The 18,300-nt window shown below is 34.3% G+C and carries 13 protein-coding genes; 11 read left to right on the top strand and 2 right to left on the bottom strand.

Annotated features, from left to right (window positions below):
* The first annotated feature begins 56 nt into the window (after window positions 1-56).
* Together IEV77_RS11505 and IEV77_RS11500 are read left to right on the top strand one after the other, a co-directional pair.
* Entirely contained in the window at window positions 57-1,004 is a 948-nt protein-coding gene (locus IEV77_RS11505; RefSeq protein ID WP_188464979.1) for a phosphoribosylaminoimidazolesuccinocarboxamide synthase, read from the top strand.
* 104 nt (window positions 1,005-1,108) lie between these two features.
* A complete protein-coding gene (locus IEV77_RS11500; protein WP_188464978.1) occupies window positions 1,109-2,479 on the top strand; it encodes an alanine/glycine:cation symporter family protein in 1,371 nt (456 codons plus the stop codon).
* A gap of 53 nt (window positions 2,480-2,532) precedes the next feature.
* Here the strand turns inward: IEV77_RS11500 and IEV77_RS11495 are convergent, their stop codons facing one another.
* Together IEV77_RS11495 and IEV77_RS11490 are read right to left on the bottom strand one after the other, a co-directional pair.
* Window positions 2,533-4,698, bottom strand: a complete 2,166-nt coding sequence (locus tag IEV77_RS11495) for a DUF3858 domain-containing protein (RefSeq protein ID WP_188464976.1) — start codon at window positions 4,696-4,698, stop codon at window positions 2,533-2,535.
* A gap of 7 nt (window positions 4,699-4,705) precedes the next feature.
* The gene (locus IEV77_RS11490; protein WP_188464974.1) at window positions 4,706-6,628 is read right to left on the bottom strand and encodes a transglutaminase domain-containing protein; all 1,923 of its coding nucleotides are present in this window, start codon (window positions 6,626-6,628) and stop codon (window positions 4,706-4,708) included.
* Window positions 6,629-6,989: 361 nt separating this feature from the next.
* On the opposite strand from IEV77_RS11490, the gene IEV77_RS11485 reads away from it, so the two are divergent.
* From IEV77_RS11485 to acs, 9 genes are all read left to right on the top strand, one after another.
* Window positions 6,990-7,409, top strand: a complete 420-nt coding sequence (locus IEV77_RS11485; protein WP_188464972.1) for an IS1/IS1595 family N-terminal zinc-binding domain-containing protein — start codon at window positions 6,990-6,992, stop codon at window positions 7,407-7,409.
* Between the two features lie 106 nt (window positions 7,410-7,515).
* Window positions 7,516-8,736 (top strand): hypothetical protein, encoded by a 1,221-nt coding sequence (locus tag IEV77_RS11480; RefSeq protein WP_188464970.1) that lies wholly within the window; start codon window positions 7,516-7,518, stop codon window positions 8,734-8,736.
* 16 nt (window positions 8,737-8,752) lie between these two features.
* Window positions 8,753-9,013, top strand: a complete 261-nt coding sequence (locus IEV77_RS11475; RefSeq protein WP_188464968.1) for a DUF4212 domain-containing protein — start codon at window positions 8,753-8,755, stop codon at window positions 9,011-9,013.
* Between the two features lie 27 nt (window positions 9,014-9,040).
* Entirely contained in the window at window positions 9,041-10,807 is a 1,767-nt protein-coding gene (locus IEV77_RS11470; RefSeq protein ID WP_188464966.1) for a sodium:solute symporter family protein, read from the top strand.
* Between the two features lie 279 nt (window positions 10,808-11,086).
* The gene (locus IEV77_RS11465; RefSeq protein WP_188464965.1) at window positions 11,087-13,789 is read left to right on the top strand and encodes a sensor histidine kinase; all 2,703 of its coding nucleotides are present in this window, start codon (window positions 11,087-11,089) and stop codon (window positions 13,787-13,789) included.
* Between the two features lie 3 nt (window positions 13,790-13,792).
* Window positions 13,793-14,155: a response regulator transcription factor gene (locus tag IEV77_RS11460; protein ID WP_188464963.1), complete on the top strand. Its 363-nt coding sequence runs from the start codon at window positions 13,793-13,795 to the stop codon at window positions 14,153-14,155.
* 89 nt (window positions 14,156-14,244) lie between these two features.
* Window positions 14,245-14,469: a hypothetical protein gene (locus IEV77_RS11455; protein WP_188464962.1), complete on the top strand. Its 225-nt coding sequence runs from the start codon at window positions 14,245-14,247 to the stop codon at window positions 14,467-14,469.
* On the top strand, window positions 14,466-16,364 hold the full coding sequence (locus IEV77_RS11450) for an acetate--CoA ligase (protein ID WP_188464960.1): 1,899 nt from the start codon (window positions 14,466-14,468) through the stop codon (window positions 16,362-16,364). Before IEV77_RS11455 ends, IEV77_RS11450 begins: the two co-directional genes overlap by 4 nt.
* A 7-nt stretch (window positions 16,365-16,371) precedes the next feature.
* Window positions 16,372-18,279 carry an acetate--CoA ligase gene (gene acs, locus IEV77_RS11445; protein WP_188464957.1) on the top strand — a complete coding sequence of 636 codons (1,908 nt, stop codon included), beginning with the start codon at window positions 16,372-16,374 and terminating at the stop codon, window positions 18,277-18,279.
* The last annotated feature ends 21 nt before the right edge of the window (window positions 18,280-18,300 follow it).

Here is an 18,300-nt window from a genome sequence, read left to right as displayed (position 1 = left end):
TTGTTTGGCGAATGGAAACAAATTACATTTGCAAAACAAACAATAGGTGACTTCTAATGAACACAATTACAGATACCAATTTCAATTTTCCAAACCAAAAAAGTGTTTATAAAGGAAAAGTTAGAGAAGTATATAATATAAACGATAACCTATTAGTTATGGTTGCTACAGATAGACTTTCGGCATTCGATGTGGTTATGCCAAAAGGGATTCCTTATAAAGGGCAAATCTTAAATCAGATAGCAACCAAAATGATGAAAGCTACCGAAGATATTGTCCCAAATTGGCTTATGGCAACCCCAGATCCAAATGTAGCTGTTGGACATTTATGCGAAACATATAAGGTAGAAATGGTGATTCGTGGCTATATGTCTGGTCATGCGGCTAGAGAATATAAATTAGGAAAGCGCATACTTTGTGGGGTAGCAATGCCAGAAGGGATGAAAGAAAACGATAAATTTCCACAACCAATTATAACTCCTGCAACTAAAGCTGAAATGGGAGATCATGATGAAGATATTTCTCGTGAAGACATTCTAAAACGTGGCATTGTTTCTGAAGCCGACTATTTAGTGCTTGAAGATTATACACGTAAATTATTCCAAAGAGGTTCAGAAATTGCAGCATCTAGAGGCTTGATTTTAGTAGATACCAAATATGAATTTGGAAAAACAAAAGATGGTAAGATTGTTTTAGTCGATGAAATCCACACCCCAGATTCCTCACGTTATTTTTATGCTGAAGGGTATCAGGAACGTCAAGATAAAGGTGAAGCCCAAAAGCAATTGTCTAAAGAATTTGTAAGACAATGGTTAATTGCAAACGATTTTCAAGGTTTAGAAGGGCAAACAGTTCCTGTAATGTCTGACGCGTATATAGAAACGGTTTCCGAAAGATATATTGAATTGTATGAGAAAATCATGGGTGAGAAATTTGTGAAAGCAGATGTATCTAATATCCAAAATAGAATAGAACTGAATGTTTTAGCTTATTTGAAAAGCTAAAATGAACTTTTAAATATAATAAGAGCCTTGAGAAATCAAGGTTTTTTGTTTTTATAAATAAATATACTTTCCTTTTAATATATTTATAGAACTTAAAAAATAAAATGGAACAACTCGATCAGATCATTTCAGACTTCGCCTCCTATGCTTGGGGATTACCCTTGTTAATTTTACTAATTGGAGGAGGTTTGTATCTCTTAATACTTTCCAGATTTTTGCCGTTTAGATATCTAGGTCATGCTTTACAAGTGTTACGTGGGAAATATGATAATCCGAATGATGCAGGAGAAATAACACATTTTCAAGCTTTAACTACAGCTTTGTCTTCAACCATTGGAATGGGAAATATTGCTGGAGTAGCCGTCGCCATTTCCATTGGCGGACCTGGAGCTGTGTTCTGGATGTGGGTAAGTGCTGTAATTGGAATGAGTACTAAATTTTTCACATCAACTTTAGCTATAATGTATAGAGGCAAAGATAGCGAGGGCAAGATTCAAGGTGGTCCCATGTATTTCATTATGGAAGGTTTAGGGAAGAAATGGAAACCTCTAGCGGTGTTTTTTAGTTTATGTGGATTAGTTGGTGCTTTGCCAGTTTTTAATGTGAATCAATTAACTCAAGCGATAAATGATATTTTGTTAGTGCCAAACGGCGTTGCTGTCGGATTTAGTAGCAATCTAATCATAGGAGCTGTTTTGGTAATTATCACTTCCATAGTTATTCTGGGAGGATTAAATAGAATTAGTAAAGTGGCTTCCAAAATGGTTCCAAGCATGGTCTTACTTTATTTTGTTTTGGTCATGTTTATTTTAATTGTTAATTATGAAGTTGTTCCTAAATACTTCGTTATGATCTTTACAGACGCTTTTGCCGCTACCAATTTTAAAGGAGATTCCTTTTTAGGAGGTATTGTAGGAGGTTTAATTTTATTAGGGATTCGTCGTGGTGCTTTTTCAAATGAAGCAGGAATTGGTACAGCACCAATGGCTCATGGGGCAGCAAAAACAAACGAACCTGTACGTGAAGGTTTGGTTGCCATGCTAGGACCTGCAATAGACACTTTAATTGTATGTACCTTAACAGCCTTAGCTATTTTAGTAACAGGTGTTTGGCAAACAACCGATGCTAATGGCGTGAGTTTAACAGCTTCGGCTTTTGCAAATGCCATGCCTGGAATTGGGAAGTATCTTCTATTAATCTGTATTATAATTTTTAGTATTTCCTCTTTGTTCTCCTATTCCTATTATGGAACTAAGTGTATGTCCTTTTTATTTGGAGCCGATAAGAAACACTATTACAACTACTTGTATATAGCAAGTATTATTATGGGAGCAACTACCTCCTTGGCTATGATGATTAACCTAATTGATGGATTTTTTGCATTGATGGCTATTCCTACAATGACGGCAACCTTAATTATGGCACCACGAGTGATTAAAGAATTTAAAGCTTATAAAAAACGGACGTTTAAATAACTAAAAAAGCCACAATGTAAATTGTGGCTTTTTTATGAAATTTGAAATTACGGTTAATTCTTTTTGAGTAATATTTTTTCATTTGTAAATTGAAAAGCTTCATCTAAAAACGCTATCATTAATGGCCAGTCAGCGCCATTTTCGTAATTATTTTTATACTGTTTTGTAGTGGTGATAATTAACTGATTCCCTTCTATAGTTGCCGTACTAATAAAAGCACCTGTTTTATTATCAACAGATTTATTTAATTTGTCTAATCCAGAAACCGAATAGCCTTCAGGGATATTTAATGTTACATGATAATTGTAGCTTCTTGGGTAATTCATAAAAACATTTTCCACACGTTTGCGGTCTTCATCCGATAAGTCTACTTGTCCGCCAATAAGTTTCCCAACTTCCATGATGTAATTAGGACCAGCTTTTTTAATAAAGGCATCTTTGGCATTAAAGCTTTCATCATAAGTGAAGCTAGTGTCAAAACCGTAACGGCCAGTTTCTTTGATGTTGTAAGTGTAATCGCTAACATCTTGAATCTCCAATTCGCCTTCAATACTTTCCTTTAAATTCTCTAATTGTTTCTCGCGTAACTTGGTTACTAAGGCAGCAAGTTCCATCTCTGTTTTTTCGCGTGTTTTTTTGTTGGTAATTTGATCTATAAATGGTTCAGTTCCATATTTTTCATAATCTTCAATAACATAATCCTTAAATATAAGCTTGTCAAATTGTTGATCTGCTTTTTCGTAACCTTTGTATTTATTGATGCCCTGATAATTGAAACCCGAAAAATCTTCATTTAAAGTAATGGTTATTTCTTTATAAGATTCATTTTGGTCATAAGTAGTTTGCGGTAATTTCCCTGTTGTAATTTTGTCTAATCGTTTTTTAGTTGCAGATATTTCATATACATCAGTTCCTTCTAATAAATAATTAAATTGATTGGCATCTGAGTGAAGTCTAAAATAATCTAAATAAACTGGCGGACTCGTGTTCACTTTTAGAAAGACATTGGCATTTCTCTGAATTAATAATTCGTCCAAACTACCATCGTAACGCTTTTTACCAATTATAAGGTCGTAATCATAATCGAAATCATATAAAAAAGCCATAAAATGCCTTGCAAACTCTTTTTCATTACCAAATATGTGAGGGTTGTTTTTAGTAGCATAAAATGGCGATGCTAAAATATCTGTTTCTCCCACAATGATTGCTTCTACATATTGGGTTAAATACCTATGACGGGCATAATAATATACTGCAATAACTCTTTCGCGATCATTTTTAAAATCATTTTCTTTTATAAAACGTTCAATGGAACCCAAATCACCTAATGGAGTGTATGCTTCATAATAATTTAAAACCTCTTCTTCTGAAACTGTTTTTTTTATGATTTTTTCATCTTCCGGAAGAAATGCTAAGGCACGATCTTCAAATTTCCCCGAACGTGCAAAATACACTTGAAATTTATATGTTGGAAGTTCTACCAGGGGATAAAACCAACGTTCGTATTTATGTTTATCAATATCTGTAGCAACTAATTCATAACGTCTGGTGTTATTTTTTTCGGTGGCAATTTCTGTAAGTTCAGGTGCACCATTATAGGAGTTGAAGTTGATGAAAAAATCATTTTCCGTTTGGAAGTACAACTTGTAATCCATAATTGGATATTCTTCCCCAAGAGTTTGCTCTACCGGATTAAACCCAAATGCTTCTACAGATTTAAAGGGTTCTACACTGTAATAAAAGAAATCTAGGATATCGCCAATTTCTAAATTTGCAATAGCCACTTTGGTTTCATTATCCACAACTACAGCTTCATTTTCAATATCTATAATGGTTTCTGTGCCATCTTGTTTTATAATTTTTAGTCCAACTATGGTATGTGATGCATTATATCCAGAGTAGCCTTTAGAGGAACTAAATCGTTTTTGGTAGGTGAAGGTTGAGAATTCTGTAACCGAAGCTTGATCTAATAATTTAATGCGCTTACGAAGCGATGATTTGTATTCTACTTGTTTTCCAAACTTATGATAGTCGTAATTCTCATTCTTATAGATAACTACAGCCGATTCATTTTGCCATTTTTCAGGAATATCCACGGCATCTTTAAAGGCATCATCTTCACCCCAAAAAAACTCTTGAGCTTCCAGTTGCGATTTCGATTGGGAGAAAAATAGGGTAGTATATGTCAAAGCACATACTAGTAAGAATTTAATTTTCATGCGTAATTTATTGTTTAGTTAGCGTAATCTGCTCGTTGTAAATGGTATTCAGATTTTTAATAAAACCATCCCATTCTAAAAAGTCCGTTTTTTTAATAACGTTTTGTGTGATTTCAAAATCCTTTTTATAAATAATGGTGTTATTATTTTGGGAAAAAGAAACTTTTAAATTGTAGTTTTTACTCGAAATATTAATGTCTTGTGGAAGGCTTTCAACATGATAGCCTTCTGGAATTTTTAAGGTAGTAGTAGATTCTAAATGCTTTTTATAATCGAAAACAAAATCTGTTTTGCGTTTTTCAAAATTGTAGCCAGATAATTCTTTGTCTAAATCTAAATCAATATAAACGGTGCCGTCAAAGGAGGAAACAGCATTGTTAATACTAATATTATAATCGATATTTATAGGAATTTCTCTGTCTGTTAAATCGGAGGTGTTGATTTCATCAACTTTTATATTTGAATTGCCACCATTTAAATACCACAGAAGAAAGGTGTCCTTTTTATCAGTTTGCAACTGACTTAGATATTGTAATAAACTCGAGCGACTTTCGCCATTAAATGATTTAGAAACGGTTCCATTTAATTGATCATTTTCAAGCGTTAAAGTATAATCAACAGTTTCTTTATTGAAATTAGCTTCTACCTTTGGAACTACATTTAAAATGAATTCTTCTCCATTTTCAATCAGTACTTGTTTGCCCTGAATTCTATTGGCATATTCTTTATAGGCATTAAACTTTTCTGTTCCATCCAAATAAATAGGTTCTCCATCATTGTAAAGCGTACAAATCATGTGGTTATCCACCGAAAGACTGGGTGTTGAGTAATCGTAGGCAATTCTGGTTGTCCCAATCCATGTAAGGCGCGCATCAAAACCTGCTTCTATAAGCATTTGCTTGGTTAGGTTCGCCATTCCTTTACAATCTCCATAGCGTTTGTTAAAGACATTGATGGCTTCATCTGGTTTAAAACCAGCAATACCATCTACAAATGCGATGTATCTTATATTATCTTGAACCCAATAGTAGATGTTTTTTATTTTTTCTTCTTCAGTTGTTGCGTCTTTGGTTAACTCTAAAACCATTGCTTTTAAATCTGAATTGTCATTTTCTAAGCTGTTTACTAAAGTTTTATACCAGTTATATAAGTCTTGAGTGGATTCGAAAATATTGGTTTTCTCACCATCAAAAGTAAAGGATTTTGCTAAAATTAAGATATGTGGATAAATGTAAGATGGTCCTGGCGCACTTTCATCATCAAACATGGTAGGGACGTTTTCAAAGGTGAAGGTGGTAATTTCTCCATCGTTTTTATCGTTTGCATTAACTGTTTTATTGATGATGAATCCATCGAAATTCATCTCTTTTAGTTCTAAATCTAGCCAATCTGGAATGTCAATAGTGAATGTTTTTTTTACCGTTGGATAGTCATCATTAAAATACAAACTGGTAAAATATTTTATATCCTTATAGCGTTTAATGGTTTCCACTTGATATCTGTAACCCTTTAAAGGAAAATCTAAATTGGTATATTTTACTCTGGAATCGTTATGAAATAAATCATCGCTTTTTATTGCTTCATCATTGATATAGAAATTTGCCTCACGATCGGTTTTATATTTAATGATAAATGACTCTACTTCCGATTCCCCATTATAAAAACTATATACCTGAATATCTGCTCTAGAATCTATATTTATCAGATTCTTAGTGATTTTCTCTAAGACTTCAACTTTTCCTGTTTTCTTATTATATTCGAAGGTAATATAATAGGTCTCACTTTCTGAAGCTACCTGATCATCGGGAAACGCTACTTTAAGCGATTCGGCCAATTGGATGTCTTCGGGTGATGGTTCAGCGTTTTTTTGAGAGAATGTTAATAAGGTAAAGTTAAAAATAAGTAAGAGGGTTAGGCAGTTTTTTAACATGAAGTAGGGTTTAGATTGCTAATATAAAAAAATAGATCCTTTATAAGAGTATAAAAAAGAGTTTAAGGTGATGTTACGTGGTTTGGAACTTTATCAACCAACTTGAGATTATAGTTTCATTTTCTTAAACGGCCTCCCTTGATAGTTGCTTCTATTTATAATGGATTTCAACTGCACATCACGACTTTGAAAGAAATCACATTTTAATAAATTATTCTTAAGCAACAAAGCCTAAAGAACTTAGAGGGGACATATAGATATAAATCAATAATACCCCTATTTTAAAGGCTTCAAGAATAATTTGCTGATTTACTCTTTAATTATATTGCTAAATTGATATATTTATGCTAATTTAGTATATATGAAAATAGATCTCTGCCCAAACTGTAGTTCAGAAAGTTATATTAAAAGTGGTATCGTTAATGACAGACAGCGCTATAAGTGTAAAGACTGTGGCTATTTCTTTACGGTAAATAAGCTTGGAAAAAAAATAGATGATTATTACGTTAATAAAGCCTTACAGCTCTACTTGGAAGGTTTGACTTATCGAGAGATTGAGCGTATTCTAGGCGTGTCTCACGTAAGTATTATGAACTGGGTAAAGAAATATAATATCAAAAGACCCTATAAAACAGATTATCATCCTACTTATAAAATATTGAATGCTAATGAGCTTTCTAGATACTTTCAAGACACTAGTAATCTTTCTGGAGCTGGGGTGTTAGTGACTGAGTTAGGTGATAAGTTTATGTTAATAAAATGGGAGCGTTTCAGAGATTAACTATTTTAAATTAACAAATAAATATACTTATTATTATTTTATTCATACTTTTTTGGAGATTAGTGGTGCACATAAAACCAATTTAAACTAACTCAAACTAAAAATTATGAAGAAAAATCTTTTACTACTCGCAGGGTTCTTATTTGCCTGTCAGTGGATGATGTATTCCCAAGGTGCCCCAAGTTATGAAGGTGGCTACAAGGTGAAATTTGATGAAGATGGCAAGAAATACTTCCGCATCTTATCTTGGGCTCAAGTACAAGGTGTTTATGCCGATGAGGTTCCAGACGACGTGAGCCATTTTAATTTTAATCTAAGGCGAGCTAGAGTTCTTATGTACGCCCAACTTAATGACAAGTTTTTAATTTTAACTCATTTTGGTTTAAATAATTTAAATGCCAATTCTCTAAGTCCTACAGGAAAGGGAGATGGCTCTCAATTATTCTTCCATGATGTTTGGGCTCAGTACAACCTGAATGAGCATCATTCTGTTGGTGGAGGTCTTCATTATTTTAACGGTATTTCTAGGCTTAACAATCAGAGTACTCTGAACATGTTGACATTAGATAATAACAGACAATCCTGGTCTACTTTAGGACTTTCAGATCAGTTTGCTAGACACATTGGAGTTTTTGGAAAAGGAAACTTTGGTAAATTTCAGTATCAGGTAGCCATTAATGATGCCATTACAGATGGATTGGATATGAGAATGCCAGAAGATGGTGGAGCTCCTGTTTATGGAGGGAGAAGACTTTTAGGATCTAGAGATGCAGGAATGGTTTACGCGGGTTATTTCGATTATAATTTCTTAGATCAAGAATCTAATTTTCTACCTTATAAAGTTGGAACCTATTTAGGTGGGAAACCTATTTTTAATGTAGGAGCTGGTTTCTTTTTACATCCAAATGGTTCTGTTAAACTAGAAGGTGCAGAATTAATAGGCGAAGACGTCAGTATTTTTGCAATAGATGTCTTTTATGACGCCCCTTTAGGAGAAAAGGGTTCTTCAATTACAGCTTATGCAACCTTCCAATCTAACGATTATGGTACAGATTACCTATACAGCGCCTATGGAACAGGAAGCATGATTTACGGTCATGTTGGTTATGTTTTTAATGGCGATGTAAATAAAACACGCTTACAACCATATGTGTCTTATGGATCTAATAGTTATGATGCTGTAGATGACAACCGAAATATCTTTGGCGTTGGAGCCAATGCTTATTTTGCTGGGCATCATTCCAAACTAACCATGGAATATAAAAATGAAAAATTTGGTGATGTAAAATTAGGCACCATTACCTTACAAGCAATGATTTATCTATAATATAAAACAATAAATTATGTCAGAAAAACAAAAACATGCATCAGCATACTGGAAAGAAAATATAAAATACTTGGTTATTTTATTAAGCATATGGTTTATCGTTTCCTTCGGTTGCGGGATACTATTTAGAGAAGAACTTAATCAGTTTCGATTAGGTGGATTTAAATTAGGATTCTGGTTCGCACAACAAGGTTCTATTTATGTATTCGTAATTCTCATTTTCGTTTATGTAAGATTAATGAATAAACTAGATAAAAAATACGGTTTCGACGAGTAACCCTTAACTAAATTAAAACAAAAAATTATGAATGTAGAAACATGGACATGGTTATTAGTAGGGCTTACTTTTGCCTTATATTTTGGAATCGCAATTTGGGCTAGGGCGGGCTCAACAAAAGAATTTTATGTTGCTGGTGGAGGTGTTTCTCCTCTAGCAAATGGTATGGCAACAGCAGCCGATTGGATGAGTGCTGCCTCCTTTATTAGTATGGCAGGAATTATTTCCTTTTCTGGTTATGATGGCTCTGTGTACCTTATGGGCTGGACTGGCGGTTATGTGCTTTTAGCATTGCTTTTAGCACCTTACTTACGTAAGTTTGGTAAGTTTACAGTGCCAGATTTTATTGGAGATCGTTACTATTCCAATACAGCTAGAACAGTGGCTGTTATTTGCGCATTAATTGTATCGTTTACTTACGTTGCAGGTCAAATGCGTGGTGTAGGAATTGTTTTTTCGCAATTCTTACAAGTAGATATAAACCTTGGTGTATTTATTGGAATGGCAGTCGTTCTTACTTTCGCATTATTAGGAGGGATGAAAGGGATAACTTATACGCAAGTAGCGCAATATTGTGTGTTAATCTTTGCTTTTATGGTTCCAGCTATTTTTATCTCACTTCAAATGACAGGTAATATCATTCCTCAATTAGGAATGGGAGGTAAAGTAGAGGGAGGGGCCTTTTTACTAGATAAGTTAGATGCGCTACACGTCGAACTGGGATTTGACGCGTATACAAGTGGAAGAAAAAGTACTTGGGATGTTTTTGCTATTACTTTAGCATTAATGACAGGGACAGCTGGATTACCCCATGTAATTGTGCGTTTCTTTACGGTACCGAAAGTAAAAGATGCACGTAAATCTGCAGGATATGCCTTATTCCTAATTGCTATTTTATATACCACAGCACCAGCAATTGCAGTGTTTTCTAGAACTAACTTAATAGAAACAGTAAGTAATAAAGAGTATACCGAAATTCCAGAATGGTTTAAAAACTGGGAAAATACCGGTTTAATTGCTTGGGCAGATAAAAATAATGATGGTAAAATTCAATACGTTGCAGGAGATGCCTTATCTAGTGCAAAGCCAGCATACACAGATGCAAGAGGAGCCTATGGTGAGCGTATGATTTCTAATGCTAGTGATGCTAAAAATGAATTGTATGTAGATAGAGATATCATGGTATTAGCAAATCCTGAAATAGCAAATCTACCAAACTGGGTGATTGCTTTAGTTGCAGCAGGTGGTTTAGCGGCCGCATTATCAACAGCGGCAGGATTACTATTAGTAATCTCTACATCTATTTCACACGATTTAATTAAGAAACAATTAAAACCAGATATTTCAGACAAGGCAGAATTAAGAGCCGCAAGAATTTCAATTTTTGTTGCCATTTTAATTGCAGGGTACTTCGGTATTAATCCACCAGGATTTGTCGCCGCAGTCGTCGCGCTCGCATTTGGTTTAGCAGCCGCTTCCTTTTTCCCTGCTATTATTCTAGGGATTTTTGATAAGCGAATGAACAGTCAAGGTGCTATTTCCGGTATGATTGTAGGAATTGTTTTAATGTTATTCTACATGATGAAATTCAAACTAGACATGTTTGGAGGTGGTACTAGCGCAGATTGGTGGTTTGGTACATCTCCTGAAGGATTTGGAACTATTGCCATGCTTGTAAATGTTGTTATTTCATTGGTTGTTTCAAGAATGACACCTGCTCCGCCTCAAGATGTTCAAGACATGGTTGAGAGTATTAGAATTCCTTCTGATGCTGGAGAAGCAACATCACATTAATTTTCCTTGATTTTTAATAGCTAGTTAGAAAACAGCAGCACATACTTTTTGTGCTGTTGTTTTTTTTATTACTTTTAAATTCTTAATTGTTTATGAAAAAGAGACACGAACAAAAGCTAGTGGTTTTAGGGATTTCTTTAATCCTTATTTTTAATGTGCCATTTATTTTAATGTTTAATGGTGACGGACATATATTCGGATTTCCTACTTTGTATGTTTCAATTTTTTCAATTTGGTTCATTTCAATCCTTATTTCATATATCGTTTTAAGGAGACATTATGAGTAATTATAGTCTGTTTTTTATTATCATAACCTATTTAGCGATATTATTTTATATCGCTTTTTATGCTGAAAAAAATGCCAAAAGTAAATGGGTGAACAATCCTTATATCTACACATTGTCCTTGGCAGTTTATTGTTCTGCGTGGACCTATTATGGTAGTATTGGAATTGCAGCAACTTCAGGTATAAATTTCTTGCCTATATATTTGGGACCCGTTATAGCAGCACCTCTTTGGATTGTTATACTGCGGAAAATAATAAGAATCTCCAAACAGCATAAAATATCCTCCATAGCCGATTTTATTTCTCTTCGTTATGGTAATAATCGCTTTTTAGGAGCCCTGGTAACTGTAGTCTGTTTTATAGGAATTGTACCATACATTTCATTACAATTGAAAGCTGTATCTGAAACGTTTACCATTATGTCAAATAAGTCAAGCTATGTAAGTAAAAGTATGTTTGACGATTCAACGTTCTACATCGCAGTTTTACTGGCTACTTTTGCGGCTTTCTTTGGTACCCAAACTACGGATGCTTCAGAAAAACATCGAGGCATCATTGCTTCTGTGGCTTTTGAATCTGTGTTAAAACTAGTGTTCTTTTTAGTTATCGGTGTTTATGTAACATATTATTTGTTTGATGGTACTACAGATATTTACAACCAAATTTCTAAAGTAGAAAACTTTAAATCTCTTACAACTTTTAATGGCGCTGGAGATGGCTTTAATTGGCTTTTTATGATCATGCTATCTTTCACGGCTATATTTCTACTTCCTAGGCAATTTCAGGTTTCGGTTTTGGAGAATAATCGGGAAAAACATTTAAAACAAGCTATATGGTTATTTCCCTTGTACCTTTTAATCTTTAATGTGTTTGTTATTTTTATTGCTTGGGCAGGGAAACTTACATTCCTGAATAATGTAAATGCAGAATATTTTACGCTGTTGCTCCCCTTAAATGAAGGTCATACGTTTTTGGCTCTCTTAGTTTTTCTTGGTGGTTTTTCAGCAGTAATATCTATGGTAGTGGTTTCTACACTGGCACTTTCAACTATGGTAAGTAACAACTTGATTATACCATATGGTTTTTTGGATATTTTTAGTAAAAATCAAACCGAAGAGAACGAACAGTACATTAAAAATATTCGACGGATTGCCATTTTTAGTATTATAATAATTGCTTATTTTTTCTATGTCCTTTTCTCTAAGGCCTTGTCTTTATATTCTATTGGCTTAATTTCATTTGTTATTATTTCTCAGTTGGCACCTTCGTTTTTTATCGGATTATTTTGGAATAGGGGTTCTTCAAGAGCAGCCATTACTGGAATTATTGTTGGCTTTATAATTTCAATTTATTGTTTGGTTCTACCTTTTATTATGCATTTGTACTCTGGAAATAATGACTTTGTTACCTATGGTCTTTTTAATATAGAAGCCCTGAAGCCAAATGCGTTATTTGGAATCGATTTTCTAAGTCCTCCAGCTCATGCTTTCTTTTGGAGTATGACTTTTAATACACTTTTATATCTTGTTTTTTCGTTAACTCAGAAAGGACATTATCGCGAGCGTAATTATGCCGAAATGTTTGTAGATAGTAGTAATTATTCTGCTTTACAAGATAACGCGCTTGTTTGGAAAGGGGAGGCTTATGTGGCCGATATTAAAAGTGTTCTTAATAAATTTTTAGGAGAGCAAAGAGCTCAAAGAGCCTTAAGTATTTTCTTTACTAAATACAAATTGCCTCAAGACACCCAATTGGCTGATGCTCGTTTAATCAATTTTTCTGAAAAACTCTTGACAGGAAGTATAGGAAGTTCTTCAGCAAAAATATTAATTGCCAGTGTGGTTAAAGAAGAACAAATAAGTTTGGTTGAAGTTTTAAAGATCCTAGAAGAATCTAAAGAAAATATAGCTAATAATAAATTACTTAAAGAAAAGTCGAATGAATTGGAATGTTTAACCACCAAATTAAAAGATGCCAATGTGGAATTAATCTCAAAAGACAAGCAAAAAGATGAATTTTTAGACACGGTTGCCCACGAATTAAAAACGCCCATCACAGGAATTAGAGCAGCAACAGAGCTTATTCTAGATGACGATGATATGCCACAAGAGATTAAAACGCAGTTTTTAACCAATATTCTCCAGGATTCTGATCGTTTGGCCAGGCTTATCCATAGCATCCTAGACTTCGAAAAATTATCTACAGGAAGAGATGAATTGCAAATGAAAGCTCACAATATTCAAGACACCTTTAAAAAGGCCTTAGCTAGTATACAGCATATTGCTGCTAAAAAAGACATTGTAATTTCTAATAAAAATCTTCACAAGTTTGTATTGAATTATGATGAAGATCGTATTTTACAAGTATTAACAAACTTATTGTCTAATGCTGTGAAATTTTGCGAACCCAAAATTGGTAAAATTGTTATAGATTATAAATTAGGAAATGAAGCTATTGAAGTTATGATTAGCGATAATGGAGCAGGTATTTTAGAGAAGGATATGGCCTTTGTTTTCGATAAATTTTATCAAACAAGTGAACAAAATACAATCAAACCAGAAGGGAGTGGTTTAGGCCTAGCTATTAGCAAGCAAATAATTATAAACCACCATGGAAATATTTGGGTTAAAAACAACCAAAAAAGTGGCACAACCTTTGGATTTAAGTTGCCTTTTAACTACATTGTAAACGCATAAAAAATGAAGAAGATTTTAATTGTCGACGACGAGCCAAACATTGTAATGACCTTGGAATATGCTTTTAAAAAACAAGGTTTTGAAGTATTTATAGCTCGAGATGGAAGTGAAGCCTTACACATTTTAAAAGGAAACACGCCAGATGTTATTTTACTAGATATCATGATGCCAAATGTAGATGGTTATCAAACCTTAGATTTCATTAAAAAACAAGACAGTTTAAAAAATACGAAAGTGGTTTTTTTAACTGCAAAAAATAAAGCTTCAGATGTTGAAAAAGGCTTAAAACTAGGAGCAGATAAGTATTTGTCAAAGCCGTTTTCAGTAAAAAAGATAGTTTCAGAAATACTTGAACTTCTAAATTAATTCATTGGTTTTGTGTGCAAACAAACAATGTTTAATTAGAATTGGTTGGGTTATATATAGCCTCCCCAATTTGTAAAAGTATCAGCGATATGAAATTACGTATCAATCCTATGGCATCAGATATTATTATAACTATCTATGTTGTAGCTACCTTATTTTATCGATTTAAATTCGAAAATGAAATGCCTATAAGTGCCATAAACTCTATGGTTATAGGAATTTGCTTTGTGGCTATTATATGGGCGCTTATCAAATTAAAAGTTTTAAACCCAAATTGGTTTGGCTTGTTTAATTCCAAAAAAACAAAGTCATGAAATATCAAAAAATATACAAAAAAAGTATTGAACATCCAGAGGTCTTTTGGAAAGAGCAGAGTGACCAATTGGAATGGTTTAAGAAACCCAGTACCATTCTATCAAAAGATAAAAATGATTACGATCAGTGGTTTGAAGACGGTGAAACTAATTTAAGTTATCTCTGTATTGATAAGCATATCAAGGATGGGTTTGGAGAGCAAGTAGCCATTATTTACGACTCTCCAGTTACCAATACCATTCAAAAAATAACTTTTAATGAACTGCATAGTGAAGTAGCTAAACTTGCCGGAGGTTTAAAATCTCTAGGACTTGAAAAAGGCGACACCATTATTATTTATATGCCTATGATTCCTCAAGCAGCATATGCCATGTTGGCTTGTGCTAGAATTGGAGTTATTCATTCCGTGGTATTTGGAGGCTTTGCTCCTCATGAATTAGCGATTCGAATAGACGACTGTAAACCCAAGGCCATTATTACAGCTTGCAGTGGTATAGAAATTGAAAAGATAATACCATACAAGCCTTATGTGGATGAAGCAATTGATTTAGCAGTGAATAAACCTAATCATGTTATTGTTTTTGATAGGCATTTGAAAGCAGAAATTCCAAAGAAAGATTATGATATTGATTATAAAAGCTTTGTAAATCAGGCAAAAGAAGTGGAAGCTATTCACCTAGAGTCAACACATCCTTCCTATGTTTTATACACCTCTGGAACAACCGGAACACCTAAGGGAATTATTCGAGATACCGGAGGTTATGCCACGGCTTTAAAATTCTCTATGAATTATGTTTATGGTGTAAATCCTGGAGAAGTTTTTTGGGCAGCAAGTGATGTTGGTTGGGTAGTAGGACATAGTTTTATTGTATATGGCCCTTTATTGAATAGAAATACAACCATACTTTTTGAAGGAAAACCTATTAGAACTCCTGATGCTTCTACCTTTTGGAGAGTGATAAGCGAACATCGTGTAAGCGCTATGTTTACCGCTCCAACGGCTATTAGAGCAATTAAAAAAGAAGACCCTCTTGGACTCTTTATAAAACGCTACGACTTGTCTTGTTTGAAATACCAATTTTTGGCAGGAGAACGTTGCGACGCGGCAACATTACAATGGACTCAAGATCAATTAAAGATACCCGTAATAGACCATTGGTGGCAAACAGAAAGTGGATGGCCTATGATTTCAAATATGGTTGGAGTGGCCTTAGAAGTTGTTAAACCAGGTTCCGCTACCTTACCGGTTTGCGGTTACGATATTCAAATTTTAACGGAAGATGGCGAACAAGCTCCTTCAAGTACTGAAGGCTATGTTGCCATTAAGTTACCCTTGCCTCCTGGAACATTAACCAATCTTTGGGGGAATCCAGAACGTTTTAAGAAAGGTTATTTGGAACGTTTTCCAGGTTATTATTTTTCAGGTGATGGTGGCTACAAAGATGAAGATGGCTATGTCTTTATAACTGGTCGTGTGGACGATATTATAAATGTAGCTGGACACCGTCTTTCAACCGCCGAGATGGAAGAAATTGTGTCTTCCCATCAATCTGTTGCAGAATGTGCTGTTTTTGGAGTGCATTGCGAATTAAAAGGACAGAAGCCATTAGGTTTAGTCGTTTTAAAGGCAGAAGTGTCTCAAAGTGATGAAACTATTCAAAAAGAAATTATTAAAGATGTAAGAAGGGAAATTGGTGCTGTAGCTTCTTTTAGAGATGTGTTAATTGTACAGCGTTTGCCTAAAACACGCTCTGGTAAAATACTTAGAAAATTATTACGTCATATTGCTGATGATTTGAAGTATAACATTCCATCTACCATCGACGATCCAGAAATAATTAACGAAATAGCATCTGTTTACAAAACCAATCAAATAGGAATACATAAAAATTAAAAACATTATGAGTAATTACCACATAAAACATTTAGAAGAATACTACCAAGTCTATAGAAAATCCATTCGCGAACCAGAAAATTTTTGGGAAGAAGTTGCAGAAGAACATTTTGTATGGAGAAAGAAGTGGGATAAGGTCATGAGTTGGGATTTTTCAAAACCTGAAATAAAATGGTTTGAAGGTGCAAAACTAAATATCACAGAGAATTGTATCGATAGACATTTGGCAACCAGAGGAGATAAAACAGCCATTATTTTTGAGCCTAATAATCCAGATGAAGAAGCGCAACATATTAGTTACAGACAGCTTTATCATAAAGTGAATAAGTTTGCCAATGTCTTAAAAGATCATGGCATTAAAAAAGGAGATCGGGTGTGTATTTATGTACCTATGATTCCAGAACTAGCCATTTCTCTTTTAGCTTGTGCTAAAATAGGAGCCATTCATTCGGTCGTATTTGCAGGGTTCTCTTCAAGAGCATTATCAAGCAGAATTAATGATTGCGATTGTAAAATGGTCATTACTTCCGATGGTTCCTTTCGTGGTACCAAATCCATCGATTTAAAAGGTATTGTGGACGAAGCTTTAGAAAACTGTGATGGTGTTGAAACCGTTTTAGTTGTTAATCGTACTGGTGGCGATGTTGTTATGACTGAAGGTCGTGATAAATGGTTACAGCCTTTATTAGATGCTGCTTCCGATGAATTAGAAGCTGAGGTTATGGACGCTGAAGATCCGTTGTTTATTTTATATACTTCGGGTTCTACAGGACAACCAAAAGGGATGGTTCATACCACAGCCGGATATATGGTTTATACTGCTTATACTTTTAAAAATGTATTCCAATATCGTGAAGATGATGTGTATTGGTGTACGGCAGATATTGGTTGGATTACAGGACATAGCTATATTGTTTATGGACCCTTAGCTAATGGTGCTACTACAGTTATGTTTGAAGGGGTACCACATTATCCAGATTTTGGACGTTTTTGGCAAATTGTTGAAAAGCATAAAGTCAACCAATTTTATACCGCGCCAACGGCCATTCGTGCCTTGGCGAAACAAGGTGCAGAATTGGTAGAGAAATACGATCTTTCTTCTATAAAAGTTTTGGGTTCTGTTGGAGAACCAATAAATGAAGAGGCTTGGCATTGGTATAATGATGTTGTTGGGAAGAAGAAGAGTCCGATTGTAGATACCTGGTGGCAAACAGAAACAGGTGGGATTATGATAACACCTATTCCTTTTGTAACACCCACAAAACCAACCTATGCAACCTTACCTTTTATAGGTATTCAACCTGCTTTAATGGATGAGAATGGCTTGGAGCAAAAGGGTAATCAGGTTGAAGGGCGTTTATGTATTAAATTTCCATGGCCAAGTATTGCAAGAACTATTTGGGGCAATCACCAACGTTATAAGGATACTTATTTTTCAGCTTATGAAAACATGTACTTTACAGGTGATGGCGCCTTAAGAGATGAGGTTGGCTATTACAGAATTACAGGCCGTGTAGACGATGTGATTATTGTTTCTGGTCATAACTTAGGAACAGCTCCTATTGAAGATGCTATTAATGAACATCCTGCAGTTTCTGAAAGCGCTATTGTTGGTTTTCCACATGATATTAAAGGAAGTGCATTGTATGGTTTTGTTACGCTTAAAGAAGTAGGTGAAAGTAGAGTTCACGACAATTTGCGTAAAGAGATTAACCAGCTTATTTCAGATAGAATAGGGCCTATAGCTAAACTTGATAAGATACAGTTTACAGAAGGTTTACCAAAAACACGTTCTGGAAAGATTATGAGACGTATTCTACGTAAAATAGCAGAAAATGACACTTCTAATTTAGGTGATATCAGTACCTTACTAAATCCAGAAGTAGTTCAAGATATTATGGATAATTCGCTTTAAAATAAGAGTTTACATATATTA

This window comes from Xanthomarina arctica, assembly GCF_014638915.1.
GTDB classification, from domain to species: domain Bacteria; phylum Bacteroidota; class Bacteroidia; order Flavobacteriales; family Flavobacteriaceae; genus Xanthomarina; species Xanthomarina arctica.
The sequence above is the reverse complement of the archived record's forward strand: the minus strand, read 5'-3'. Positions and strand labels throughout refer to the sequence as shown.

Bases quoted from the DNA above. Each gene is read 5' to 3' on its own strand.
- IEV77_RS11480 (WP_188464970.1), top strand. From the start codon at position 7,516: ATGAAGAAAAATCTTTTACTACTCGCAGGGTTCTTATTTGCCTGTCAG.
- IEV77_RS11475 (WP_188464968.1), top strand. From the start codon at position 8,753: ATGTCAGAAAAACAAAAACATGCATCAGCATACTGGAAAGAAAATATA.
- IEV77_RS11465 (WP_188464965.1), top strand. From the start codon at position 11,087: ATGAGTAATTATAGTCTGTTTTTTATTATCATAACCTATTTAGCGATA.
- IEV77_RS11460 (WP_188464963.1), top strand. From the start codon at position 13,793: ATGAAGAAGATTTTAATTGTCGACGACGAGCCAAACATTGTAATGACC.
- IEV77_RS11495 (WP_188464976.1), bottom strand. From the start codon at position 4,698: ATGAAAATTAAATTCTTACTAGTATGTGCTTTGACATATACTACCCTA.
- IEV77_RS11500 (WP_188464978.1), top strand. From the start codon at position 1,109: ATGGAACAACTCGATCAGATCATTTCAGACTTCGCCTCCTATGCTTGG.
- IEV77_RS11490 (WP_188464974.1), bottom strand. From the start codon at position 6,628: ATGTTAAAAAACTGCCTAACCCTCTTACTTATTTTTAACTTTACCTTA.
- IEV77_RS11505 (WP_188464979.1), top strand. From the start codon at position 57: ATGAACACAATTACAGATACCAATTTCAATTTTCCAAACCAAAAAAGT.
- IEV77_RS11470 (WP_188464966.1), top strand. From the start codon at position 9,041: ATGAATGTAGAAACATGGACATGGTTATTAGTAGGGCTTACTTTTGCC.
- IEV77_RS11450 (WP_188464960.1), top strand. From the start codon at position 14,466: ATGAAATATCAAAAAATATACAAAAAAAGTATTGAACATCCAGAGGTC.
- IEV77_RS11455 (WP_188464962.1), top strand. From the start codon at position 14,245: ATGAAATTACGTATCAATCCTATGGCATCAGATATTATTATAACTATC.
- acs (WP_188464957.1), top strand. From the start codon at position 16,372: ATGAGTAATTACCACATAAAACATTTAGAAGAATACTACCAAGTCTAT.
- IEV77_RS11485 (WP_188464972.1), top strand. From the start codon at position 6,990: ATGAAAATAGATCTCTGCCCAAACTGTAGTTCAGAAAGTTATATTAAA.